The sequence below is a fragment of the Saccharothrix isguenensis genome (genome assembly GCF_052936305.1).
This window is the reverse complement of the sequence record NZ_CP193626.1, coordinates 6,569,974-6,592,145: the sequence shown is the minus strand read 5'-3', so window position 1 is coordinate 6,592,145 and position 22,172 is coordinate 6,569,974. Positions and strand designations below refer to the sequence as shown.

The window sequence follows — 22,172 nt, the reverse complement described above, 5'->3', positions numbered from 1 at the left end:
GGGTGTTCGCCGCCGGCGGGCGTGGGCGGCGGGCCGCGGTCGAGCTGGCCGGGTTCCTCGGGCCGGACGCGGTGGTGCCGGACGGGCCGGTCGGCCCCGCGCTGCGCGCCCTGTGGCCGCGGCTGGGGTCGGCGGTGTTCTTCCTCGGCACGGAGGCGACCGTGCGGCTCGTCGCGCCGTTGCTGCGGGACGAGCGGTCCGACCCGGGCGTGGTGTGCGTGGACGGCGGGTTCGCCGTGGCGCTGCTGGGCGGCGCGGACGCGTTGGCCGAACGGGTCGCGGACCTGCTCGACGTGCAACCGGTGACCACGTCCGCCTCCTCCGACTCGCCGCTGGACGAGCTGGTGGAGCTGCTGGACGCCACCGTCGACGGCGACCTCGCCGGGTGCGGCGCGGCGGTGCGGGCGGGCGAGCAGGTGACGCTGGCCAACCCGCTCGGCTTCCCGCTGCCCGCCCTGCCGGACAACGTGATCGCCGGCGCCCACGAGTCCGCCTGGACGGTCCTGCTGGACGACCGCGTGCCCAAGGGGCCGCAGCCGGAGCGCCTGGTGCGGATCGTGCCGCGCACGCTCGTCGTGGGCGTCGGGTCGAGCACCGGGGTCTCCGCGTCGGCCGTGTCGGCGGCGCTGGCACAGCTGGAAGAACAGCGCGGGCTGGACCTGCGGGCCGTCCGGGCGTTCGCCACGCTGGACCGCAAGGTCGCCGAGCCCGGTATCGCGGACGCCCTGGAGGACTGGGGTTTCTGGCACGACTCGACCACCGCGCCGCTGCTCGCCTACCCCGGTGAGGAGCTGGCGGTGATCCCGGTGCCGAACCCGGCCGAACTCGCCATCGGCATCCCGAGCGTGGCCGAGGCGGCGGCGCTGCGCGGCGCGGTGCAGCTGTCCGGCGGCGGCCGGGTGGAGATCGCGGCGGAGAAGGTGAAGGGCGCCGGGGTGACGGTCGCCGCCGCCCGCGTGCTGCCGCGCGGCCGGCTGGCGCTGGTGGGTCTGGGTCCGGGTGACGCGGACGAACGCACACCGCGTGCCGAAGCCGAGCTGCGGCGGGCCTCGGTCGTGGTGGGCAGCGCCGACTGCGTGGCCCAGGTGCGGCACCTGCTCAGGCCCGGCACGCGGGTGCGGACGGACGGCGCGGTGCGGTTGGCCGAGGCGGGCGCGGCGGTCGCGTTCGTGGACGCGGGCGCCGGACCGGTTGTTGCCGGGCCGGTTCACGCGGATGTCATTCGCGTGACGGGTGTCACTCGTCAACTGTGAAGCCGTCCGCAGCCGCCTAAAGGCCCTTGTCGGGCCCGCCGTCTTGGTCCTAGCTGGGAGTGTGCGCCGCGACACGGCGCACCCCTGCCCTGGAAGGATCGACATGGCGAAAACCCTGCATCGCCTGATCACCTCATTGGCCGCGGCCGTGGCCGCGATCGCCCTGATGACCGTCGCGCCCGCCTCGGCCGACACCTCCGACACCGGTGTGTCGCCGTACGTGGTCGGCGGCACCCGCGTGTCCACCAGCACCTACCCGTGGGTCGTGTACCTGGCCACCAGCACCGGCGGCCAGTTCTGCGGCGGCACCCTCGTCCGCGCCAACAAGGTCGTCACCGCGGCGCACTGCGTGAGCGGGCGCAGCGCGTCGAGCACCCGCGTGGTGCACGGCCGGGACGACAAGCAGAGCACGGCGGGCCGCGTCGTCACGGTGAGCGGGATCTGGGTGCACCCCAGCTACCGGACGGCGAGCTCCGGCTACGACGTCGCGGTGCTGACCCTGGGCACCAGCATCTCGTCCACCTACCTGCCGCTGGCCACCCCGTCCGACACGGCCCTGTACGCGGCGGGCACGAGCGCCCGGATCTACGGCTGGGGCACCACCTGCTCCGGCTGCTCGGCGTCCCGCTACCTGCTCGGCGCGACCGTGCCGGTGACGTCCGACGCCACCTGCCGGACCGCGTACTCGAACTACAGCCCCACCTCGATGGTGTGCGCGGGCTACCCGAACGGTGGCACGGACACCTGCCAGGGTGACTCGGGCGGCCCGCTGGTCGCGGGCGGCAAGCTGATCGGCGCCACCTCGTTCGGCCGCGGCTGCGCCGCCGCCGGCTACCCCGGCGTGTACGCGCGGATCGCCTCGTACTACTCGGCGATCACCGCACAGCTGTAATCCAGCGCGGACGTGCCCACGACCGGGTTCCGGCCGTGGGCACGTCCGGTGCGCTCGATCGGCGGCATGCGCTCTCCACTGCCCGCCGCGGTGGCGGTCCTGTCCGCTGTCCCGGGCGTCGCGTCCGCGTCCACCGGCCCGCACCCGGCCGGCTTGAACTCGACTGGTTCGAACTCGACTGGCCTGCACTCGTGCGGCACGTCGGTCGAGGGGAACCCGGCCCGGGGCTGGTGCGAAGGGCGTGGGAGGTTCCGGCTGGTCGCCGCCTGCGAGGACGGCTCGACCGTCGGGAGTTCGTGGAGCCACATCTCCGGCGGTCGCGGCACGGTCCGCGTGCACTGCCCGTCGTCCCGGGCCGCGTCGGCGCAGCTCGAGCCCGCGCCGGACCAGCAGTCACCGATCGGGCCGGCGTAGCGTCGTCGGCATGTCGGACCTGCCTGATCTGGAACCGGTGCCGGAAGACTGGGAACGGGCGTTGGCGGTGGTCGCGCACCCCGACGACCTGGAGTACGGGGCGGCTGGCGCGATCGCGCGCTGGACCGCGCAGGGCAAGCACGTCGCGTACGTGCTTGCCAGCCGAGGTGAAGCGGGGATCGACGGCCTGCCGCCGGAGCAGGCCGGGCCGTTGCGGGTGCGTGAGCAGGTCGCGAGCGCCGCCGTCGTGGGCGTGGACGTGGTGGAGTTCCTGGACCACCCCGACGGGACGATCGAGTACGGCCTGGCGCTGCGCCGCGACATCGCCGCCGCCATCCGCCGGCACCGGCCCGAGGTGGTGATCACCGTGAACCACCACGAGACGTTCCCCGGCGGGTTCCTCAACATGGCCGACCACCGCGTCGTGGGCCAGGCCGCCATCGACGCGGTCCGGGACGCCGCCAACCGCTGGGTGTTCCGCGACCTGGCCCTGGAGCCGTGGAGCGGAGTGCGGTTCGTCGCGGTCAACGCCTCCCCGCACGCGGGGCACGCGGTGGACCTCACCGACACGTTCGACCTGGGTGTGGCGTCGCTGCGGGAGCACAAGGCCTACCTGGAGGCGTTGGGCGGAGACATGGCGCGACCGGAAGCCTTCCTGCGCCGGGCGGCGGAGCAGGCGAGCGCGCGGTTCGGCGGCAGGCTCGCCGTCGGGTTCGAGGTTCTCGTGATGTGAGCACCCGGGTTGGACAGGACATGTCCGGTGTGGATGCTTCTACCCATGCACGGTGAACAGCACTACCTCGTGGGCCTCGACCTGACCGGTCGGCGGGTCGTCGTCGTCGGCGGCGGCACGGTCGCGCAGCGCAGGCTGCCCAGGCTGGTCGCGGCGGGCGCCAGGGTCGAGGTGATCTCGCCCGAGGTGACCCCGGCGGTCCAGGGCATCGTCGAGGGCGGCGAGGCCACGTGGCACGCCCGCGAGTACGCCGCCGGCGACCTGGACGGCGCCTGGTACGTGCTGGCCTGCACGTCCTCACCCGACGTGAACGCCAGGGTCACCGCGGACGCCGAGGAGCGCCGCGTGTTCTGCGTGCGCGCCGACGTGGCCGTCAAGGGCACCGCAGTGACGCCCGCCGTGGGCGGGCACGACGGCCTGCTGCTGGGCGTCCTCGCCGGCGGGCAGCACCGCCGCTCCGCGAGCGTCCGGGACGGCCTGCTCTCGGCGTTGCGCGACGGCTCCCTCGCCGACCACCACGACCAGCCCGCGGGCGTGGCCCTCGTCGGCGGCGGCCCCGGCGACCCGGACCTGATCACCGTGCGCGGTCGCCGGCTGCTGGCCAGGGCCGACGTCGTGGTCGCCGACCGGCTCGCGCCGCGTGAACTGCTGGACGAACTGCCCCCGCACGTCGAGGTCGTGGACGCGGCGAAGATCCCGTACGGGCGGGCCGCCACCCAGGACTTCATCAACACCACGCTGGTCGAGAACGCCAAGGCGGGCAAGTTCGTGGTCCGGCTCAAGGGCGGCGACCCCTACGTGTTCGGCCGGGGCTTCGAGGAGCTGATCGCGTGCGCCGAAGCGGGCGTGCCGGTCACCGTCGTGCCGGGCGTGACCAGCGCGTTCGGGGTGCCGGCGCTGGCGGACGTGCCGGTCACGCACCGCGGTGTGGCGCACGAGGTGGTGGTCGTGTCCGGCCACGTCGCACCGGACGACCCGCGGTCGCTGGTCGACTGGTCGGCGCTGTCCAGGCTGAGCGGCACGATCGTGATCCTCATGGGCGTGGAGCGGGCGGCGGCGTTCGCGGACGCGTTGATGGAGGGTCGGCCGGGTGACACCCCGGTGTCGGTGATCCAGGAGGGCAGCACGCGGACGCAGAAGGTCGTCCGGTCCACACTGGACTCGGTGGCGGCCGACATCGCCGCGCACGGCATCCGCCCGCCCGCGATCATCGTTGCGGGACCGGTTGCCGGACTGGCGGAGGAACTGCCGCTCCGCCCCTGACCGCCCAGGCCGCCCCGGCGGCGACGACCACGGCCGGCCCGCCCAGGGCGGCCGCCGTCGCACCGCCGGGGTGGACCAGGCACTCGCCGCGCAACGCCTGCCACGTGAGCAGCGCCGGCAGCCCGAGGTAGCCGAGCGCGGCCACGACGACCAGCCGGGTGCGGACGCGTTCCACGATCCCCCAGGGCGGCCGTGCCCGCCGACCAACTCGACCGGCCGTCCGCCCCCGTCCACCGCCGTGACCGGCTTGTCGAACTGGCCGACCACCAGGTAGCCGGTGAACATGCCCAGGACCGCGAGGTAGAGCTCCCGGCCGGCCGAAGCGCTGGAACGACAGGACCAGCGCCAGCACGATGTTGGCCAGGAACATCGCCGCGATCACGGTGGCGAGCCCCGAGGTCCACCGCCGTCCCTTGTGCGGCAGGGACACCAACCACGACAGGGTCGCCGAGTAGACCGCCGGCGACACCGCGAACTCGAACGGCTTCGCCCACACCGATTCCCCTCGCAGCACCCGCCCGTCGACCAGCAGCGCCACCGCGCACCCCGCCGCGCCCACCGCCATCACCACGGCCGACCAGAGGGTCGGCCGGTGCCACGTCTTCGTCATGGGACAGGCCTCGACCGATGCGCCGCTGTGATCACTGGTGCGGGCACGACGCCCGGAGGTAGGGCGGCCCACCACTCCCCGGTGGGACAATTGCTATTGCCGCGTCCGGAACGGCGGGCCGGCGGAACGGGGTCGGCGTGGCGGTGTGGGTTCGGCTGGCCGGGGTGGGGCCGGCCAAGGTCCGTTCCCGCCGAGTTGTGCAACCACGAGTACACCGTCAGGCCGAGGACCAGGCCGACGAGCGAGACCACCTGTCGAGGCCACCCGCGCTGGGGCAGGCGTCGGCTTGAGTGATCGCTCCGGTCACCGGTGTCCATCTCGTCGCCGTCCTGGCGATGCTGCTGAGACGCCCACCGATCGATCCCGCAAAGCAGAAAGCAGAGGTCCCCCGCCAAGGGAACCCCTGCTTTCATCCTGCCAGGACGGTCCGACAATTCCGGGCCGTCGAGCCCGCGGCCGGTGCCGTGAAGCAGTGCCGCGAACCAAATGCTGTGACTGGTGCTGTGAACCAGTGCTGCGAACTAGTGCTGCGTGCTGGTGCTGGCCACCCGGCGCGGACGACCCGCCGACGAGCCGCCGCGGCCACGCTCACCGTCGAAACGGCCACCGCGGAAACCACCGCCACCGGCACCGCCACTACGACGGGGACCGCCGCCACCGCCACCGCGACGGGCGCGGACGGGGACCTCGGGCTCGACCACGGGGATGCCGCTGGGCACCCGCGCGCCGGTGATGCGGACCAGGTCCTCGTCACCGGGACGGACCTTGGTCGAGGTCGGGCGGACGCCGGCCCGCGCGGTCAGGCCCTGCACGGTGCGCCGCTGGTCGTGCGTGACCAGCGTGACGACCGTGCCGGACTGCCCGGCCCGCGCGGTACGACCGGCACGGTGCAGGTAGTCCTTCGGGTCGGCCGGCGGGTCGACGTGCACGACGAGGCTCACGTCGTCCACGTGGATGCCGCGCGCCGCCACGTCCGTGGCGATCAGCACCGGCATCGAACCCTCGCGGAACTGGCTGAGCACCCGCGTACGCGCGCTCTGGGCCTTGCCGCCGTGCAACGCACCCGCGTGCACGCCCATCGACCGCAGCTTCTTGGTCAACCTGTCGACGTGGTGCTTGGTGCGCACGAACATGATCGTGCGGCCCTCGCGAGCGGCGACCTCGGTGACCACGTTCTGCTTGTCCTCGGCGGACACGAACAGCAGGTGGTGCTCCATCGTGGTGACGCTGCCCGTGGGCGGCGAGACCGAGTGGACCACCGGGTTGTGCAGGTACTGGCGGACCAGCTTGTCCACGTCGCCGTCGAGCGTCGCGGAGAACAGCAGCCGCTGCCCGTCCTGCGGGGTGAGGTCGAGGATGGCCCGGACCTGGGGCATGAAGCCCATGTCCGCCATCTGGTCGGCCTCGTCCAGCGCGGTGAACATGATCTCGGACAGGTCGGCGGTGCCCTGCCGGACGTGGTCCGACAACCGGCCGGGGGTCGCGATCAGCAGGTCGACACCGCGGCGCAGCGCGTCGATCTGACGCGGGAACGACGTGCCGCCGACGACCGTGCGGCACCAGAGGCCCAGCGAACGGGCGAACGGGTTGAGGGCTTCCTCGACCTGCATCGCCAACTCACGGGTGGGCACCAGCACCAGTGCGCGCGGCTTCAACGGCTTGGCCCGGCCACCCGCGAGGCGGGACAGCAGCGCCAGGCCGAAGGCCAGCGTCTTGCCGGAGCCGGTCTGGCCACGGCCCAGGACGTCGCGGCCGGCCATCGCGTCGGGCAGCGTCGCGGCCTGGATCGGGAAGGGATCGATGATGCCGGCCTGGGTGAGGGCGCCGAGCAGCTCGTCGGACAGACCCAGCTCGGCGAACGAGGGCAGCGGGCCCTCGGGCATCGTGCTCTCGACGTGGTCGGGAATGGTCGTCGCCTGCTCCACCGCGGAAGCGGGACGACGGTTGCCCTGGCCTGGGCGCCTGTTACTGCGGGAAGTGCGGAACTGCGGGCGCTCGGAACGGCCTTGGGACATTGTCGGCAAAACAAACCTCCGGGACACGGCACGTCTCGGAGATTGCTCTGCTTCAGCAGGCGCGATCGCGGGGACGGGCCCGGCGCGCGGTCGCGCCGATAGTGGTTGGGACGCACCACCGGCCACTCTGGCGGCCTGGGGCGCGCTCTTTCGGCGCCACCGGGCGGTGCACCACTCAGTCTAGCCGATCATTCGGCGGAATCGGGCACCCCGGCGGTGTTCTCGCGCACACGCAGCACCAGGCGGGCGACCCCGCGCGCACCGCCGACGATCACCGGGAACCACAAAAGCGCACGTGACGAGGGTTTTGCCGCGATGCCCGCGCGGTCGAGCCGGTGGAACGCCCACAGGCTGAACGGGGCCATGACCGTCGGCGCGGTGAGCACACCGGGCGTGTAACTACGGAAAACCGCGCTGGACGCCACGCGCGCGACGGACCCCGACACCGGAAGCGCCCGCGAAGACCTGCTCCACCTGGCGACCGCGCTCGTCGACGGGCTGTCGTGGGTGGTGCTCGCCGTGCACGCCGAAGCGCGACGGGTGCCCGGCCTGGTCGACGGGTTCCTCGCCGACCGGCACGCCCTGGTCGACCGGGTCGTGCGGCGCGGCGTGGCGCGCGGCGAGCTCCGGGCCGATGCCGACCCGGAACTCGTGCGCGACCTGCTGTTCGGGCCGCTCGTCTACCACTGGCTGGCGACCGGCGAACCACGGTCGCCGGACACCGTCTTCGACGTCGTCTGGCCCCTGTTCCGCGTCGGCCCGGCCGTCAGCGCAACCCCGCCAGGTCCAACAGCGCCTCGGTGACCTCCCGGGGCTCCGCCAACTCCGGCGACAGGCCCCGCCCGGTGAACCACCCGGCGACGTTGCGCACGTCCCGCTCCAGGAACTCGGGCCCGCGCGGGTTCGCCACCAGGTCCACCACCTGCGGCAGGTCGATCACGACCAGCCGCCCGTCGTGCACCATCAGGTTGAACGCCGACAGGTCGCCGTGCCCCAGACCCGCGGACGCCATCACGCTCAACGCGTCCACGAGCTGCCGCCACAAGTCCAGCAACTCGTCCGGTTCCGGTCGCAACTGCGCCAACCTCGGCGCCGCCGCACCGTCCGCGCCGACGAACTCCAGCAGCAGCTCCGTGCCGTCACGCTGCACCGGGTACGGCACCGGAGCGCCCAACTGCCAGAGCTCCGTCAACGCCGCGAACTCGGCCACCGCCCACCGCTCGGCGATCAGGTTCCGGCCGAACGCGCTCCGGTTCGCCATCGCGCGCATCTCCCGGGACCGCCGCATCCGGCGGCCTTCGAGGTAGCCCGCGTCCCGGTGGAACAGCCGGTGGTCGTTGCTGCGGTACCGCTTCGCCGCCATCAGGCAGGAGCGGTCGGTGCCCGGCATGGCGCGTTCCAGCAGGAAGACGTCCGCCTCCTTGCCGGTCTTCACGACGCCCAGCTCGCGGTCCACCGCGGACAGGTCCGTGACCAGCCACGACGGATGCGGCTTCGGGCCCTGGTCGGCATCACCCCAGGTGGACCACCGGTCGCCGTCCGGCGGGACGTCCGCCGCGACCGCGTCCTCCCGCATCTGGGCGAGGCGGTCCTTGGACTCTTCGGTGAGCCGGCCGCGACGGCCCGGCTCGACGTCGCCCTCGGTGCGCGCCGAGGCCTTCTTGGCCTTCTTGACCTGCCACCGGAGGTCGTCGGCGTGGTCGAACTCGGATTCGAAATCTGCGTACTGCTCGTGCTCGCGCACTGGATGTGCTCCAGGTGAAGGGGAGTGATCGCCCCACCCGGCGCGGTGTGGTCCTTCGCGTCAGGAGAGCGGGGCGGGCGGACGGGTCGGTGCCACGTCCCGGACAGCTGTCGCCATCTGGCACCTCCTCGACTCCGCCGTGGTCTCCACCACCGGCGCTCTGCGCGTACGGGAACAGGTTGCCGGGCCTCCCGGCGTCGCGGCAACCGATTTATCCCGGCCGCCCGGGCCCGGTCGCCCTGGATCTCTGGCGCTCCCGCGCTCTCCGCCTTGCCCGCCCCGCCGCCCTGTCGCTCCCTGCCTTGCTTCCTCGCCCTCGCGAGTCAGTCCTGCCGTCGCGACCCTGCTGTTGCGGTCGTGCTGTTGCGGCGCGATCGGAGCCCTCTGACCTCGTGGGTCAACGCCCTGTGGGGGAATCAACGCGATAGCTGCCACGGCGTCCCAACCAGGCCTCGGCCAGCCCGCCGACCACCAGCGAGCCGTGCCGCAGCACGCGTTCGTCGTGCCACTCGGGGGCGTGCGGCGCGGTGGCGAGCATCCTGATCCGGGCCTCCGCGCTGAACTCGACCAACGCCTCCACCGCGTCCTCGACCTCATCCTCCGAGAGCGGTCGGGGTGTGAGGTCGTCGGGGAGGGCCAGCACGGTGTCGGCGAACGTCGCCGTGGTGCCGAGGTCGCGGGCGAGTTGGTGTTCCACCGACGCGGCGTTCACCTGCCGCTGCCGCCACTTCCGGTCCGTGAGGGCGAGGCGCAGCCCGAGCAGGCGGGCGAGGCAGAGCCCGGACCACACGCGCTTCAACGCCTCCGGTGCGTCGAGTGCGTCGGTGCGGAGGTCTTCGGTGATTCCCCTGAGTAACGCGGGAACGATCGGTTCGGCGGGCGGGTCGCCGAGTGTGCCGCCTGGTGTGTCGAGGCTCACGCGGTCATTCTGGCACTATCGTCACAAACAGGTGAAAGGCCACTGCCCTCTGTCACGCATTTGGCGGGCACTGGTGCGCAAACGACCGTGGGTAATCCTTTGGTGACAGACCGACCACGGACGTGAAGTGGTGCCGCAGCAACGCGGCCGTGCCCAAACCGCAGCGGTGGGCCACGTCCTCCACGGTGAGCTGCGTTTCCTCCAGCAGTTGGCGGGCGCGCGGCACGCGCTGGTTGGTGCGCCAGCGGTGCGGGGTCGTGCCGGTCTCGGTGGCGAACCGGCGGGCGAACGTCCGTTCCGACATGTTCGCCTGCTCGGCCAGGCCGGAGACGGTGTGCTCGTCGGCGAGGCGGTCGTGCAGCCAGGCGAGAGAGCACCGGCTGGAGGCTGTCCGCCTGGTGCGACGGGGTCGGCAGTGCGACGAACTGGCGTTGGCCGCCGTCGCGCGATGTCGCCGTCGTCCACGAACAGGACGTCCGGGTCGATCTTGGCGTGGGGGAAGCGTTCGGCGAACTCGGTGACGTGGCGCCAGTACGTGGTGCAGCGGCGGTCGTCCAGCAGGCCGGCCGTGCCGAGGATGAACGCGCCGCTGCACACGGAGAGCAGCGTGCTGCCGCGACGGTGGGCTTCGCGGAGCGCTTCCACGACGGCGGGTGGGTAGTCGTCGCGGATCGTCGCGGCGGGGACGGCGACCAGGTCGGCTCGGGAGAGGGCGCCGCCCCCACCTGGCCGCTCAGTACCTGCCCGATCAGTCTTCAACAATCAGATCAGCGGTGCCTGACCCAGTGATCTCAACCCGCATCCCAGCCTTGACCGCAACCCTGACGAGCCCCTTGAGGTCGCCCGGCTCGGCCCGCGACTGGACGATCGCCCGAGCCAGCCGCCCCTTGTGCGCCTTGTTGAAGTGGCTGACCGCGTTCCGCCGCCCCTTCACATCCTCGGTGACCACACGCACCACGGCGGCACCAGGGATGCGGGCGAGCGACGTGTACGGACTGGACCGCAAGTCCACGACGAACTCGTCGGCCGACGCCAGCACCGGCTCCAACACCGGCCGCCACAACGCGCCGAGCGGCCCGACCGCCGGCAGCACGCTCCCGCCGGACAGCCGGTAAGCCGGAATCGGATCACCCCCGCCGACGACGCCGAACAGCGCCGACGCCACCGCGAGCCGAGCGAAGGCACGGGCCTTCTCGGTCTTGGTGAGCGACCCGAGGGCGAGCGCGTCGTACAGCACCCCCGTGTACCGCGCGAGGGCGGGCAGTGTGGGGGAGCGGCGGAGATCCGCGTTGCGCTCCACCTCACCGGCTTGGCGCTCGGACAGACCGAGCACGGCGAGGCTCGCGGGAACGTCTGCGGCGAGGTCGACCAGCGCGTCCACCAGCTTGCCGCGCACCGGGGTGAGTTCGGGGTGCGAGAGCTGGTCGAGGTCTAGCGGCGCACCGGAGCCGCCGAGGGCTTTGGTCTCCGACGGGGGGAGCAGTACCAACACGACGGGCCAGCCTAGGCGCTTCCGCAGTTCCGGGCGTCCCCGGCACGGCGCGACGGGATCAGCCCACAGTCCAGGTCTGCTCGGCAGGTACAGCCGGTGTACCCGGCGGTGCGGACGCCTCCGCAGTCCGATCGCGGAGCCCTCCGGGCTCCGATCAGCCGCCTGCGCTCCGGCCATTCCCCTGCGGCCCGAGTCGTCCCCGTCCTCGCAGTCGCCCTCGCTGTCGGAGTTGCGCTTGCAGTCCGAGCCAGTCCGAGCCAGTCCGAGCCAGTCCGAGCCAGTCCGCGCCATGCGAGCCAATCCGAGTAACCAGTCCGAGTCGAGCCTTGCGGTCCGATCTGCCCTGCGGTCCGATCTTGCCGCGCCCTGCGCCCTGCGGTTCGTTCCGTGCGGTCCCCGCCGCGCCGTGCCGCCTCCTTCTTTCCCGGCAACGCGGCTCGCCCGCGAAAAGTTGCCCATTCATCCCCGGTTAGCTCGGAAGAGTGGCCCCGAGATCGACAAGCCGCAGGTCAGAGAGCGGATCAGGCCCAGCTCAGCCCGGTTGGCCGATGCAGAACCTGTTGCCGTCCGGGTCGGCGAGGACGGTCCACGTCAGACCCGGGACGGTGTGTTCGCCGATCTCCGTCGCGCCCAAGCCGACCAAGCGGGCCACTTCGGCTGCCCGGTCCTCCACGTGGGCGTCGAAGTGGACTCGGTTCTTCCCCGGCGTCGGGTCGTCGACCCGCTGCAACCCGAGCTGCACGCCACTCACCCCGCCGGCCGGCGCGAGCACCAGGAACTCCTCCCAGTCGTGCTGCACCGACGTGCCCAGCGCCTTGGTCCAGAACTCCGCCAGCCGGTGTGGATCCGTCGTGTCGATGGTGATCATTCCGATCTCGAACGTCATACCGCCGCACGCTAGACCGGCCCACCGACAATTCCGGCCGACGAAGCGATGACCCGCGCCAACTCCGACGGCTGGGACAAGAACGGGTGGTGGCCCACGGCCATCTCAACCACCCGATCGGTCTTCGCTGCGAACCCCCGCTGCACAGCCGGCGACGTGGCACGGTCCTCCGCACACCACGTACGTCGACGGCACTGACACCCCCACGGTCACGGGCTGGCCGAACGCCGCCAGGGCTGCTCGTCAACCGTTCGACCGCGCCGGACATGCCCCCGTACGAGTGGCCCACCAGCACCGATGGCCCGGTCACGACTTTGACCACCGCCGACACGTCCGCCTCCAGATCACCCCCGGTCCCACAGCTCGGCAGCTCCACGGCCACCGACCGCAGGCCGAATGCCTCCAGCGGCTCGACCATGCGGTGCCACCACCAAGCCGCGTCACGCACGCAGGCCCCATGTACGAAAACGATGTCCATGGGCCGAGGCCATCACGGACCCGAGCGCGGGAAGCGCGAGTTCACGGTCGGTCGAAGGAGGTTCGCGGACGGCGGAACGGGCGCGACGGCCGACCCAGGAGGAACCCGTTGGAACTGATCAGGGCCGGTTCACTACCCTTTCCCGGACAACCCGCCCACGAGGAGCACCCACCGTGATCACGAGGATGTCGTCGCTGTTCCTGCGCACCCTGCGCGAGGACCCGGCCGACGCCGAAGTACCCAGCCACAAGCTGTTGGTCCGCGCCGGCTACGTGCGCCGCGTCGCGCCGGGCGGCTACTCGTGGTTGCCGTTGGGTCTGCGGGTGCTGCGCAACATCGAGCAGATCGTGCGCGAGGAGATGGACGCGTTCGGCGCGCAGGAGATCCAGTTCCCCGCGCTCCTGCCGAAGGAGCCCTACGAGGCGACGAACCGGTGGACCGAGTACGGCCCCAACCTGTTCCGCCTCAAGGACCGCAAGGGCGCCGACTACCTGCTCGGCCCCACCCACGAGGAGCTGTTCGCGCTCACCGTGAAGGGCGAGTACTCCTCCTACAAGGACTACCCGGTCACGCTCTACCAGATCCAGACCAAGTACCGGGACGAGGCACGCCCCCGCGCGGGCATCCTGCGCGGCCGTGAGTTCGTGATGAAGGACTCGTACTCCTTCGACCTCACCGACGAGGGCCTGGCCGAGTCCTACGCGAAGCACCGCGACGCCTACGTCCGGATCTTCGACCGGCTCGGCATGGAGTACGTCATCGTCTCGGCCACGTCGGGCGCGATGGGCGGCTCGGCGTCGGAGGAGTTCCTGGCGGTCGCGCCGAACGGCGAGGACACGTTCGTCCGCAGCACGGAGTCCGGCTACGCGGCGAACGTGGAGGCCGTCACCACGCCCGCGCCCGCCGAGCAGGACCCGGCGACGAAGCCCGAGGCGCAGGTCCACCACACGCCGAACACGCCGACCATCGAGTCGCTGGTCACCTTCCTCAACGCCAACACCGACCGCACCTTCACCGCCGCGGACACCCTGAAGAACGTCCTGGTGAAGACCCGCAAGCCCGGCGAGAAGGAGTGGGAACTCCTCGCCATCGGCCTGCCCGGCGACCGCGAGGTCGACCTGAAGCGGTTGGAGGCGGCGGTCGAGCCGGCCGAGGTCGCGATGCTGGAGGAGGCGGACTTCGCCCGCAACTCCTTCCTGGTCAAGGGCTACATCGGCCCGGCGGCGCTGCAGGCCAACGGGGTCACGTACCTGGTCGACCCGCGCGTGGTGCGCGGCACGGCGTGGGTCACGGGCGCGGACAAGGCCGACCACCACGTGGTGGACCTGGTCGCCGGCCGTGACTTCACCCCCGACGGCACGATCGACGTGGCGGAGGTCCGCGAGGGCGACCCATCGCCCGACGGCAAGGGCGTGCTGGTCGCCGCGCGCGGCATCGAGATCGGGCACATCTTCCAGTTGGGCCGCAAGTACGCGGACGCGTTCTCGCTGGACGCCCTGGGTCCGGACAGCAAGCCCATCCGGATCACCATGGGCTCGTACGGCGTCGGCGTGTCCCGCCTCGTGGCGGCGATCGCCGAGCAGAGCCACGACGACCGCGGCCTGATCTGGCCCCGCAACGTGGCGCCAGCGGACGTGCACGTGGTCGTCGCGGGCAAGGACGAGACGCTGCTGGCGGGCGGCACGAAGCTCGCGGAGGAGCTGTCCGCGGCGGGTCTGAAGGTGCTGCTGGACGACCGCAAGGCCAGCCCCGGCGTGAAGTTCGCGGACGCCGAGCTGATCGGCGTGCCGACGATCCTGGTCGTCGGCCGCGGTCTGGTGAACGGCCTGGTCGAGGTCAAGGACCGTCGCACGGGCGAGCGGGTCGAGGTGCCGGTCGCGGACGCCGTGCAGCACCTGCTCGACGTGGTCAGGGGCTGAACGCGAGGTCGCGGACGAGCGGCCTTCAGGCGACCGAGCCGCCGTCCCCGGAGCGGCGGCCGCCCAACACGGCCGCCAGCACGGCTGTTGTGTCGGAGAGGTCGGTGAGCACGACGTGCGCACCGGCCTCTCGCAGTTCCGCGCTGCTGCTGCGGCCCGTCGCCACCCCGATGGCGACGGCGCCGTGGTGCAGCGCGGCGTCCACGTCGTGGGGCGTGTCGCCGATGACCACGGACCGGAACTCGCGGGTGTGCTTGGCCGATGCCAGCCGCACCGCCTCCAGCACCAGCGCGGGCCGGTGCTCGGACACCGTGCCGTAGCCGCCGATCTCGAAGTCCACGTGCTCGTCCAGCCCGAACGCGGCCAGCTTGTACCGGGCGATCTCGACCAGGTTCCCGGTCACCAGCGACTGCACGACGTTCTCCTGCGCCGCCAACGCCTCCAGCGCCGCCAGGGCGCCCGGCAGCACCCGGCCGTGCGACGGCAGGAGGTGGCGTTCCCGAGCGGCCACGTCGACCAGTTCCGCGTGCAGCCGCGTCACCAGCTCGTCGGTGGGCTCCAGGTCGTGCGACGTCAACATCTCCAGCGTGATGGCGCGCTCGGTGCGACCGCCGAAGTCGGGCAGGTGCACGAGGTCCAGGCCTGCCGCCGCGCGCAACGCGGTCCGGTACCAGGCCTGCCCGAGTCCTCTCGCGTCGATCAGCGTCAGGTCGATGTCCCACAGCACCAACGTGTTCACGACAGCCGCACGCTCTCCAGGATCCGCTCCACGTCGTCGTCGGACGGCCCTTCGGCCACGTGCGGCCCGCCCTCGGCGACGTTCAGCACGAACACCGACGTCTTGTTCCCGTCGCGCAGCGCCACCGCGTTGACGGTGGCCTTGGGCGCGTAGCACGCGCTGGCCGACTTCGGCGTCACCTCGACGCTGACCCGGACCACGTCGGCGTCCGCGGAGTCCCCGGACCCGGACTCCACCCGCGGCTCGGCGATCTCGGGCGGCTCGCCGTTGACGGTGTACCCGCCGGCCGCGATCCGGTTCACCAGGTCGGTGGCGACCTTCTCCAGGTCGTCGTCGGCGATCGACCCCGCCATCGCCTGCGCCTGGATCATGCTGCGCCCCTGGCACTGGAACGGCCGGGACACGTACGACGTGGACATCCGCACGGGTCCGGACACGCCGCCGCCGGTGGACTCCCACGACGGCGGCAGCTCGTACGCCAGGTTCGACTCGGTGTCCTCCAGCGGCTGCCAGTCCGGCCCGGACGGCGTGGTCGACGTCGGCGTCGTCGCGGACGACGCGGGGGCGGCCTCGCTCCCGGAGTTCAGCACCGCGAAGGCCGTCACGCCGCCGCCGACGGCGAGCACGCCGACCACGGCCAGCGCGATCCACAACGGCGCGCGGCTCGGCGGCTTCGGCGGCGGTTGCTGCTGGTAGAGGCCCAGTCCGGAGTAGCTCACGGGCTCAGCTCCGGCTCAGCGCGCGGACGGAGTCGACCATGCCCTGCAGGTCGGCCTCCGTGGGCGGCTTGGGCTCGGCGGGACCGCCTTCGAGGTCGCCGTTGGCCATGAACACGTGGAAACCCTTGTCGCCGCGCAGCACCAGGACCTTCACCATGCCCTTGGTGGCCAGGCACTTGTCGCCGGACGTGGTGATGGTGGCGTCGACCTGCACGCCCTCGATCTCGGCCGGCTCGTTGGGGACCTTCACCGGCTTGGGGGCGCTCAGCTCGACGTCGAACTGGGGCGCCGACTGGTAGAACTGGGTGCCGAGCTTCTGGGCGAACTCGGTCGCCACCTCGGCCAGGTCGGTCTGCGCCACCACGACGCCGCCCGCGCCGCCGCGGGTGAAGCTCCGACCTTCGCAGTCGTAGGCGCCGATGACGGTCAGGCCGGTCAGCTTCACGTCCGTCATCCCCTTGACCACGGCGTGGCCGTTCGCGGGGGTCCAGCCCTTGGGCACGTCGTAGCTGTACGACAGGCCCGGCACGGGCAGGCAGTTCCAGCCGGTCCGGACCGGCTCGCAGGTGGCGTTAGGCTCGCTCGGCGCGGTCGTCTTCGACGTCGTGGTGGTCTTCGGAGCGGTGGTCGTCGTCGTGGCGGCAGTGCTGCTGCTCGTGTTCTGGGCGACCGGTGTCGGGTCGTCCGGGCGGGTCAGCGCGTACGTCGTCACGCCGGCCCCGACGAGCACGACCACGACCGCGCCGATCACCAGCCAGAGCTTGGTCCTGTCGTTCTCGGGCGGGGGTCCGTCACCGCCGGAGAACACGCCGAGCCCGCCGTACGAACCGCCGTAGCCCTGCGGCGGGTAGCCCTGCTGCGCATAGCCGTGGTCCTGCGGCCCCCAGTCGCCCTGGCCGGGCCGGTCGCCCCAGCCGGACTGGCCGTCACCTGGGTGAGTCACGGCGAAACCGTACCGTGCCGATTCCGCGTCCCGGGTCTCTCCGCACAATTCAGCACGCGTTGACTTCCCTCGCCGGTCCGGCGTAGCGTCGAATTCAACAACTGATGAACTACCGAGGAGGACGACCATGGCCGCACTGCACGACCGGCCGCCGGCGGTCATCGCCGCGGCCACCGCCGTGGTGGGCGCCCTGATCGCGCTCGTGCTGGGCCTGGTGACGTTCGGCGTCCAAGCGACGGTGCACCCGGAGGCGGTGCCGCTCGCGGTCGCGGTCGGCCCCGACGCGCCACCGCAGCTGCGCGGCGTCGCCGACGAGCTGGCCGGCGCCGGCGCGGCGGAGGTCACGTGGCGCGTGGCCACACCTGAGGAGGCGCGGGACCTGCTGTCCCGCCAAGAGGTCTACGGCGTGCTCGAACTGGCGCCGGACGGTGCGACCGTGGTGCTGTCCGGAGCGGTGAACCCGTCCGGCACGCAGGTCGCCCAGCAGGTGCTCGCCGGCGTCGTGCAAGGCGCGGGGATGCGGGCGGAGGTCGTCACGCTGAACCCGGCGTCGGCCGCCGGCCGGACCGCGCCGCTGGCCGCGAGCGCGTTGCTGTGGATCACGGGTCTGGTCGCCGGTGCGGCGTTCACGGTGCTGGCGCGCGGGCCGGACAGGGTCGGCAGGCTGGTCGGCGCGGCGACGGCGACCGTGCTGGGTGTCGGGGTCGTGGCGGGCTTCTTCGCCCTGTGGGACTCGGCGCTGCCGCTCGGCTGGGACGTGCTCGGCTACCTCGCGCTGCTCGGCGGGGCGTTCGCCCTGGTCCAGGGTGCGCTGCTGCGGGTGCTCGGCATCCGCGCGATGGCCGTGCTGGGGCCGATGTACCTGATGGCGCCCGCCGTCGCGGGCCAGGTGCCGGAACTGCTCGACCCCGTCTACCGCGCCCTGCTGTGGTCCTGGACGCCGTTCCGGTTCTCCGCCGAGGGCCTGCGCGCGCTGCTGAACGGCGGGTCGCCGGAGTCCGCCCAGGTGTGGGTGTTCGTGGGGCTCGCCGCCGTGGGCCTGCTGGTCCTGCTCCTACCCGGCGAGGAAGGACAGGCGGACCTTGCGGACGGGGTTGTCGACGTTGGTGTCGACCAGGCAGACGGACTGCCACGTGCCCAGCGCCAGCACACCGCCTAGCACCGGGATCGTCGCGTACGGCGGCACCAGCGCGGGGAGCACGTGGTCACGGCCGTGACCGGGCGTCCCGTGCTCGTGCCGCCACCGACCGTCGCCGGGCAGCAGCTCGCGCAGCGCGGCCAGCAGGTCGTCGTCGCTGCCCGCGCCGGTCTCCAGCACCGCCAGGCCCGCGGTCGCGTGCGGCACCCAGACGTGCAGCAGCCCGTCGCCGTCCACGTCGGCCAGGAAGTCCTCGCAGGCGCGCGTCAGGTCGTGCACGACCTCGGTCGACCCCGTGCGGATCTCGATCTCTTCACTGCGCATGACCTGAGAGCTTACGAACGACGTGCGCCCGGCCGCCCGGAAATGCGCTGCGACGCCGTCCCCCGATCAGGCAGGATGCGCACCGTGATCCACACCGCGATCGTCACCGGGGCCAACCAGGGCATCGGCGCCGCGACCGCCAAGGCCCTCGCGGCACGAGGCGTGAACGTCGTCATCACGTTCCTGCGCTTCGTGCCCCAGTCGGACCCGAGCCTGCCGCCGGAGTACTTCACCGCCCGCGAGTCGGGCGCGGACGACGTGGTCGCGGCCATCGTCGAGGCGGGCGGCAAGGCGCACGCGATCGAGGCGGACCTCACCGACCCGTTCGCGCCGTCGCTGCTGTTCGACACCGCCGAGAAGGTCTTCGGGCCGGTGGACATCCTGGTCAACAACGCGTCCAGCTGGGTCCAGGACACGTTCCTGGCCGCCGGGACCGACCAGTTCGGCCGGGTGCTGCACGCGGTGACGCCGCAGACGTTCGACGCGCAGTTCGCCGTGGACGCGCGGGCCGGCGCGCTGCTGATCGCCGAGTTCGCCCGGCGGCACATCGCGCGCGGCGGGAACTGGGGCCGCATCGTCGGCCTCACGTCGGGTGGGCCGCTCGGGTTCCCCAGCGAGGTGTCGTACGGCGCGGCCAAGGCGGCGCTGGACAACTACGCCATGTCCGCGGCGGCCGAGCTGTGGCCGCACGGCATCACGTCGAACGTGGTCAAGCCGGGCGTGACCGACACCGGCTGGGTCAACGACGCGGTCCGCGCGCAGCACGACGTGTCGCAGCCGGAGGACGTCGCCGGCGTGGTGGCGTTCCTGTGCTCCGACGCGGCGGCCAAGGTCACCCGGAACGTGATCACCCTGCGCTGAGCCGCTCTCGGTGGACGGTGGGCCGGAGAGCCCCTGTGATGGGGTCATGCGCTCAGCCTTCGGCACGACCTTCGACGTCCCCCGCGGCTACCTGAACACCGCCGGCATCGGCGTGCCGCCCGCACCCGCCGCCTCCGCCGTCGCGGACGCCGTGCGGCGGTGGTCCTCGGGCCTCGACGACCCCGCCGCCTTCGACCCCCACGTCACCGCGGCGCGCACCGCGTTCGGGCAACTCGTGGGCGTGCCGGCGGAACGCGTGGCGACGGGCGCGTCGGGCTCCCAGCTGGTGTCCCTGGTGGCGGCGAGCCTGCCCGCCGACTCGTCCGTCCTGGTGGCCCGCGGCGAGTTCACCAGCCTGACGTTCCCGTTCGCCGCACGGGGCTTGCGGGTCACCGAAGTGGATCTGGACGAGATCGTCGCCGAAGCGGCGTCGCACGACCTCGTCGCGGTGAGCGTCGTGCAGTCCGTCGACGGGCGGGTCGTGGACCTGGGGGGCCTCCGCTCGACCGGCGTGCCGGTGCTCCTGGACGCGTCCCAGGCGGTCGGCTGGCTGCCCCTCGACCTGGGCTGGGCGGACTGGGTGGTGGCGGTCGGCTACAAGTTCCTGATGGCGCCGCGGGGGTGCGCGTGGCTTGCGTGCTCGCCGTCCGCGTTGGAGCGAACGGTGCCGGTCGCGGCGAACTGGTACGCCGGTGACGACCGCTGGACCACGGTGTACGGGCTGCCGCTGCGGCTCGCGCCGGACGCCCGGCGGCTCGACCTCTCACCCGGCTGGCTGGCCCAGGTCGGTGCCGCGGCGTCGCTGACGTACCTCGCGTCGCTCGACCTGGCGGCCATCCGGGACCACAACGTGGCGCTGGCCGACACGCTCCTGGCCGGTCTCGGGCTGCCCGCGCGCGGGTCCGCGATCGTGTCGCTGGACCTGCCGGCCGCGGCGGACCGGCTGGCCGCCGCCGGAGTGCGGTCCAGCCTGCGCGCCGGCCGGGTCCGGTTGGCGTTTCACCTGTACAACGCGGTGCCGGATGTCGATCTGGTGCTCAGGGCGCTCGACTGACCCTCGTCCGTTACCGTGACTCTTTGTGTCGATTCCTCCCGAATCACCCGAAGAGGTGACGCAGCGGATTCCGCCCATCCGGACGTCGGACACGGCGCCGCTGTGGCGGTCGGAGATCGGTCGGCTGGACTCGCTGCTGAACTCACCCCCACCACCCCCGCCACCGTCCCCGCCACCCGCGCCCAGGCCCTCGCGCCGGGGGCTGGTGCTCAAGGCGCTGGGGCTGCTCGGTGTCGCGGTGGTGTCCGGCCTGGTCTGGCTGGTCGTGATGCCGAAGGCCGAGCAGACCGGCACGCCCACGCCGACGTCCTCGCCGCAGGGCGAGTTCACGTTCGTCAAGTCGCCGGACGTGCCCGAGCCGCTGAAGGACAGCAGCTGCGCGCCGCACGCGTACGGGACGACCAAGCAGTTCCTGACCACCACGCCGTGCCAGCAGCTCACTCGCGGCCTGTACACGACCACCACGCCCGACGGCGTGAAGGTCTACACGTCCGTGTCGGTGGTGCGGATGAAGACCGTCGAGGACGCCGCCAAGCTCAAGGACCTGACCACCCGCGACGGCACCGGCAACGTCAACGACCTGGTCAAGGACGGCGCGGTGCGGGTGCCGGACATGACCACGCTGGGCAAGGGCGGTTTCGCGGCGGAGCAGCACGACCTGGACGTGATCATCATCGAGTCGGACACGGCCGTGCACGGTCCCGACGAGACCAGGCACAACCAGCTCATGAAGCGGATCAGCAACGACGCCATGCGCCTGGCCGCCGACCTGAAGCCCTGACCCCCGAACCGACCCCGGAACCAACCCCGAGCTGACGCCCCGACCTGGAGTTCCGGTCGCCGACCCGCCGGAACCCGGCGGCCTCAGCCGACGCCGGCGCCCGGGAACGCGATCGACGCCGGCGTCAGCCCGGCTGCCTTGCGCCACCGCGTCGCCCGCACCGCCGACACGGTCAGCGCGTCCAGCGCCGACTTCCGCAGCGTCCCGTCCTCGGTCCGCTCCAACACCCCGCGCCAGGCCACGCACGCGTCCGTCTCCACCGAGACCAGCGCCGCGATCGCCGCCGCCGCGCTGTCCACCGGCTGCGGCGCCAGGTAGGCCGCCGCCGGCGGCTGCGGGGTGGCCCCGGCGTCGCGCAGCCACCGCTCCGTCACGTCCCGCCGCGCCCGGTGCGCGTTCGCGCCGTCGGCCACCTCCGCCACCTGCTGCGGCACCGAGATGAACGCGCTGACCAGCCCGTACGTCCACACCGCCGCGTGCTCGGCGCGCAACGCCTCCTGCATCGACTCCACGCTCACGACAGCGCCTCCACCAGGCTCGCGCACCCGGCCGCCACCGAGGCGACCAGCCCCACCCGGTACGACTCCGTCGTCGCCACCAGCTCACCCGCCTGCTTCTGCGCCGCCTGCAGCGCCGGCACCAGCGCCTCCCGCGTCGCGCCCACCGGCGGCGCCACCGAGGGCGACGGCGACGGCGGCGACGACGACCCCGGCACCCGGGGCGTCGCGCGGTCCACCTCCGCCCGCAGCCGCGCGGCGTGCTCGGCCCGCGCCTCGGCCGTCTCGGACGCGCCCACGGCCGTCGCCAGCGCGGCGTCCGACAGCGCCGTCCTCACCAGCTCCGACAGCGGGTCCGGTGGTGGTGGCGGGGGTGGGGGTGTGGTGCACGCGACTGCCAGCGGCGCCGTGGCCGCCGCCAGCAGCACTCCGCGCCTGCTGAACGCCGTTCTTCCGATCACGTGTGCCGATCCTGCCAGAGGCGGGCCTCCGCCCGTG

24 protein-coding genes and 1 pseudogene are annotated in these 22,172 nt (G+C 72.6%); 11 read left to right on the top strand and 14 right to left on the bottom strand.

The window, feature by feature from the left end:
- Positions 1-2 precede the first annotated feature (2 nt).
- The 5 genes from ACRAKI_RS29475 (at position 3) to cobA (ending at position 4,555) form a co-directional block, all read left to right on the top strand.
- Positions 3-1,253, top strand: a complete 1,251-nt coding sequence (locus ACRAKI_RS29475) for a cobalamin biosynthesis protein (RefSeq protein ID WP_447008555.1) — start codon at positions 3-5, stop codon at positions 1,251-1,253.
- A gap of 103 nt (positions 1,254-1,356) precedes the next feature.
- Positions 1,357-2,145, top strand: a complete 789-nt coding sequence (locus ACRAKI_RS29470) for a S1 family peptidase (RefSeq protein WP_447003748.1) — start codon at positions 1,357-1,359, stop codon at positions 2,143-2,145.
- Between the two features lie 66 nt (positions 2,146-2,211).
- The gene (locus ACRAKI_RS29465) at positions 2,212-2,559 is read left to right on the top strand and encodes a hypothetical protein (protein WP_447003747.1); all 348 of its coding nucleotides are present in this window, start codon (positions 2,212-2,214) and stop codon (positions 2,557-2,559) included.
- A gap of 10 nt (positions 2,560-2,569) precedes the next feature.
- Positions 2,570-3,292, top strand: coding sequence for a PIG-L deacetylase family protein (locus ACRAKI_RS29460; RefSeq protein ID WP_447003746.1), 723 nt, complete (start codon positions 2,570-2,572; stop codon positions 3,290-3,292).
- 45 nt (positions 3,293-3,337) lie between these two features.
- A complete protein-coding gene (gene cobA, locus ACRAKI_RS29455) occupies positions 3,338-4,555 on the top strand; it encodes a uroporphyrinogen-III C-methyltransferase (protein ID WP_447003745.1) in 1,218 nt (405 codons plus the stop codon).
- Here the strand turns inward: cobA and ACRAKI_RS29450 are convergent.
- The 3 genes from ACRAKI_RS29450 to ACRAKI_RS29440 all read right to left on the bottom strand — a co-directional run bounded on the left by ACRAKI_RS29450 (position 4,500) and on the right by ACRAKI_RS29440 (position 7,566).
- A complete protein-coding gene (locus ACRAKI_RS29450) occupies positions 4,500-5,165 on the bottom strand; it encodes a hypothetical protein (RefSeq protein WP_447003744.1) in 666 nt (221 codons plus the stop codon). The genes cobA and ACRAKI_RS29450 overlap by 56 nt on opposite strands.
- Before the next feature lie 521 nt (positions 5,166-5,686).
- A complete protein-coding gene (locus ACRAKI_RS29445; protein ID WP_447003743.1) occupies positions 5,687-7,180 on the bottom strand; it encodes a DEAD/DEAH box helicase in 1,494 nt (497 codons plus the stop codon).
- 188 nt (positions 7,181-7,368) lie between these two features.
- A complete protein-coding gene (locus tag ACRAKI_RS29440; RefSeq protein WP_447003742.1) occupies positions 7,369-7,566 on the bottom strand; it encodes a hypothetical protein in 198 nt (65 codons plus the stop codon).
- Positions 7,567-7,594: 28 nt separating this feature from the next.
- On the opposite strand from ACRAKI_RS29440, the gene ACRAKI_RS29435 reads away from it, so the two are divergent.
- Entirely contained in the window at positions 7,595-7,984 is a 390-nt protein-coding gene (locus ACRAKI_RS29435) for a TetR-like C-terminal domain-containing protein (RefSeq protein ID WP_447008554.1), read from the top strand.
- Here ACRAKI_RS29435 and ACRAKI_RS29430 read toward each other — a convergent pair.
- From ACRAKI_RS29430 to ACRAKI_RS29410, 5 genes and pseudogenes are all read right to left on the bottom strand, one after another.
- Positions 7,947-8,924 carry a serine protein kinase RIO gene (locus ACRAKI_RS29430; protein ID WP_447003741.1) on the bottom strand — a complete coding sequence of 326 codons (978 nt, stop codon included), beginning with the start codon at positions 8,922-8,924 and terminating at the stop codon, positions 7,947-7,949. The two genes, ACRAKI_RS29435 and ACRAKI_RS29430, sit on opposite strands and share 38 nt — an antisense overlap.
- A gap of 397 nt (positions 8,925-9,321) precedes the next feature.
- A complete protein-coding gene (locus tag ACRAKI_RS29425; RefSeq protein ID WP_447003740.1) occupies positions 9,322-9,843 on the bottom strand; it encodes a hypothetical protein in 522 nt (173 codons plus the stop codon).
- Positions 9,844-9,895: 52 nt separating this feature from the next.
- Positions 9,896-10,566 (bottom strand): annotated as a pseudogene (locus tag ACRAKI_RS29420) (GlxA family transcriptional regulator); the annotation flags it as partial.
- A 25-nt stretch (positions 10,567-10,591) separates the two neighbouring features.
- A complete protein-coding gene (gene yaaA, locus ACRAKI_RS29415) occupies positions 10,592-11,335 on the bottom strand; it encodes a peroxide stress protein YaaA (protein ID WP_447003739.1) in 744 nt (247 codons plus the stop codon).
- Between the two features lie 532 nt (positions 11,336-11,867).
- Positions 11,868-12,221 carry a VOC family protein gene (locus ACRAKI_RS29410; RefSeq protein ID WP_447003738.1) on the bottom strand — a complete coding sequence of 118 codons (354 nt, stop codon included), beginning with the start codon at positions 12,219-12,221 and terminating at the stop codon, positions 11,868-11,870.
- A gap of 651 nt (positions 12,222-12,872) precedes the next feature.
- On the opposite strand from ACRAKI_RS29410, the gene ACRAKI_RS29405 reads away from it, so the two are divergent.
- Positions 12,873-14,618 (top strand): proline--tRNA ligase, encoded by a 1,746-nt coding sequence (locus ACRAKI_RS29405; protein WP_447003737.1) that lies wholly within the window; start codon positions 12,873-12,875, stop codon positions 14,616-14,618.
- A gap of 25 nt (positions 14,619-14,643) precedes the next feature.
- Here ACRAKI_RS29405 and ACRAKI_RS29400 read toward each other — a convergent pair whose 3' ends face one another.
- The 3 genes from ACRAKI_RS29400 to ACRAKI_RS29390 are packed head-to-tail and all read right to left on the bottom strand — an operon-like array spanning position 14,644 to position 17,019.
- Positions 14,644-15,357 (bottom strand): HAD family hydrolase, encoded by a 714-nt coding sequence (locus tag ACRAKI_RS29400; RefSeq protein ID WP_447003736.1) that lies wholly within the window; start codon positions 15,355-15,357, stop codon positions 14,644-14,646.
- A complete protein-coding gene (locus tag ACRAKI_RS29395; protein WP_447003735.1) occupies positions 15,354-16,076 on the bottom strand; it encodes a hypothetical protein in 723 nt (240 codons plus the stop codon). The genes ACRAKI_RS29400 and ACRAKI_RS29395 overlap by 4 nt, the downstream gene beginning before the upstream one ends.
- A gap of 4 nt (positions 16,077-16,080) precedes the next feature.
- On the bottom strand, positions 16,081-17,019 hold the full coding sequence (locus ACRAKI_RS29390; protein ID WP_447003734.1) for a hypothetical protein: 939 nt from the start codon (positions 17,017-17,019) through the stop codon (positions 16,081-16,083).
- 127 nt (positions 17,020-17,146) lie between these two features.
- Between ACRAKI_RS29390 and ACRAKI_RS29385 the strand changes: the two genes are divergently transcribed.
- The gene (locus ACRAKI_RS29385) at positions 17,147-18,178 is read left to right on the top strand and encodes an ABC transporter permease (protein WP_447003733.1); all 1,032 of its coding nucleotides are present in this window, start codon (positions 17,147-17,149) and stop codon (positions 18,176-18,178) included.
- Here the strand turns inward: ACRAKI_RS29385 and ACRAKI_RS29380 are convergent.
- Positions 18,074-18,481, bottom strand: coding sequence for a YjbQ family protein (locus tag ACRAKI_RS29380; RefSeq protein ID WP_447003732.1), 408 nt, complete (start codon positions 18,479-18,481; stop codon positions 18,074-18,076). The two genes, ACRAKI_RS29385 and ACRAKI_RS29380, sit on opposite strands and share 105 nt — an antisense overlap.
- Before the next feature lie 75 nt (positions 18,482-18,556).
- Here ACRAKI_RS29380 and ACRAKI_RS29375 point away from each other — a divergent pair, with 75 nt between their 5' ends.
- From ACRAKI_RS29375 to ACRAKI_RS29365, 3 genes are read left to right on the top strand one after another with little or no spacing between them, the layout of a single operon-like run.
- Positions 18,557-19,342, top strand: coding sequence for an SDR family NAD(P)-dependent oxidoreductase (locus ACRAKI_RS29375; protein ID WP_447003731.1), 786 nt, complete (start codon positions 18,557-18,559; stop codon positions 19,340-19,342).
- Between the two features lie 46 nt (positions 19,343-19,388).
- On the top strand, positions 19,389-20,396 hold the full coding sequence (locus tag ACRAKI_RS29370) for an aminotransferase class V-fold PLP-dependent enzyme (RefSeq protein WP_447003730.1): 1,008 nt from the start codon (positions 19,389-19,391) through the stop codon (positions 20,394-20,396).
- Positions 20,397-20,421: 25 nt separating this feature from the next.
- Positions 20,422-21,177: a hypothetical protein gene (locus ACRAKI_RS29365; RefSeq protein WP_447003729.1), complete on the top strand. Its 756-nt coding sequence runs from the start codon at positions 20,422-20,424 to the stop codon at positions 21,175-21,177.
- 83 nt (positions 21,178-21,260) lie between these two features.
- On the opposite strand, the gene ACRAKI_RS29360 is transcribed toward ACRAKI_RS29365, so the two are convergent.
- Together ACRAKI_RS29360 and ACRAKI_RS29355 are read right to left on the bottom strand one after the other, a co-directional pair.
- Entirely contained in the window at positions 21,261-21,695 is a 435-nt protein-coding gene (locus tag ACRAKI_RS29360; RefSeq protein WP_447003728.1) for a ferritin-like domain-containing protein, read from the bottom strand.
- The gene (locus ACRAKI_RS29355; protein WP_447003727.1) at positions 21,692-22,135 is read right to left on the bottom strand and encodes a hypothetical protein; all 444 of its coding nucleotides are present in this window, start codon (positions 22,133-22,135) and stop codon (positions 21,692-21,694) included. Before ACRAKI_RS29355 ends, ACRAKI_RS29360 begins: the two co-directional genes overlap by 4 nt.
- Positions 22,136-22,172: the final 37 nt, after the last annotated feature.

Coding starts and splice junctions, on each gene's coding strand:
- ACRAKI_RS29470 (WP_447003748.1), top strand. CDS start 1,357: ATGGCGAAAACCCTGCATCGCCTGATCACCTCATTGGCCGCGGCCGTG.
- ACRAKI_RS29465 (WP_447003747.1), top strand. CDS start 2,212: ATGCGCTCTCCACTGCCCGCCGCGGTGGCGGTCCTGTCCGCTGTCCCG.
- ACRAKI_RS29460 (WP_447003746.1), top strand. CDS start 2,570: ATGTCGGACCTGCCTGATCTGGAACCGGTGCCGGAAGACTGGGAACGG.
- cobA (WP_447003745.1), top strand. CDS start 3,338: ATGCACGGTGAACAGCACTACCTCGTGGGCCTCGACCTGACCGGTCGG.
- ACRAKI_RS29450 (WP_447003744.1), bottom strand. CDS start 5,165: ATGACGAAGACGTGGCACCGGCCGACCCTCTGGTCGGCCGTGGTGATG.
- ACRAKI_RS29445 (WP_447003743.1), bottom strand. CDS start 7,180: ATGTCCCAAGGCCGTTCCGAGCGCCCGCAGTTCCGCACTTCCCGCAGT.
- ACRAKI_RS29410 (WP_447003738.1), bottom strand. CDS start 12,221: ATGACGTTCGAGATCGGAATGATCACCATCGACACGACGGATCCACAC.
- ACRAKI_RS29385 (WP_447003733.1), top strand. CDS start 17,147: ATGGCCGCACTGCACGACCGGCCGCCGGCGGTCATCGCCGCGGCCACC.
- ACRAKI_RS29380 (WP_447003732.1), bottom strand. CDS start 18,481: ATGCGCAGTGAAGAGATCGAGATCCGCACGGGGTCGACCGAGGTCGTG.
- ACRAKI_RS29375 (WP_447003731.1), top strand. CDS start 18,557: ATGCGCACCGTGATCCACACCGCGATCGTCACCGGGGCCAACCAGGGC.
- ACRAKI_RS29370 (WP_447003730.1), top strand. CDS start 19,389: ATGCGCTCAGCCTTCGGCACGACCTTCGACGTCCCCCGCGGCTACCTG.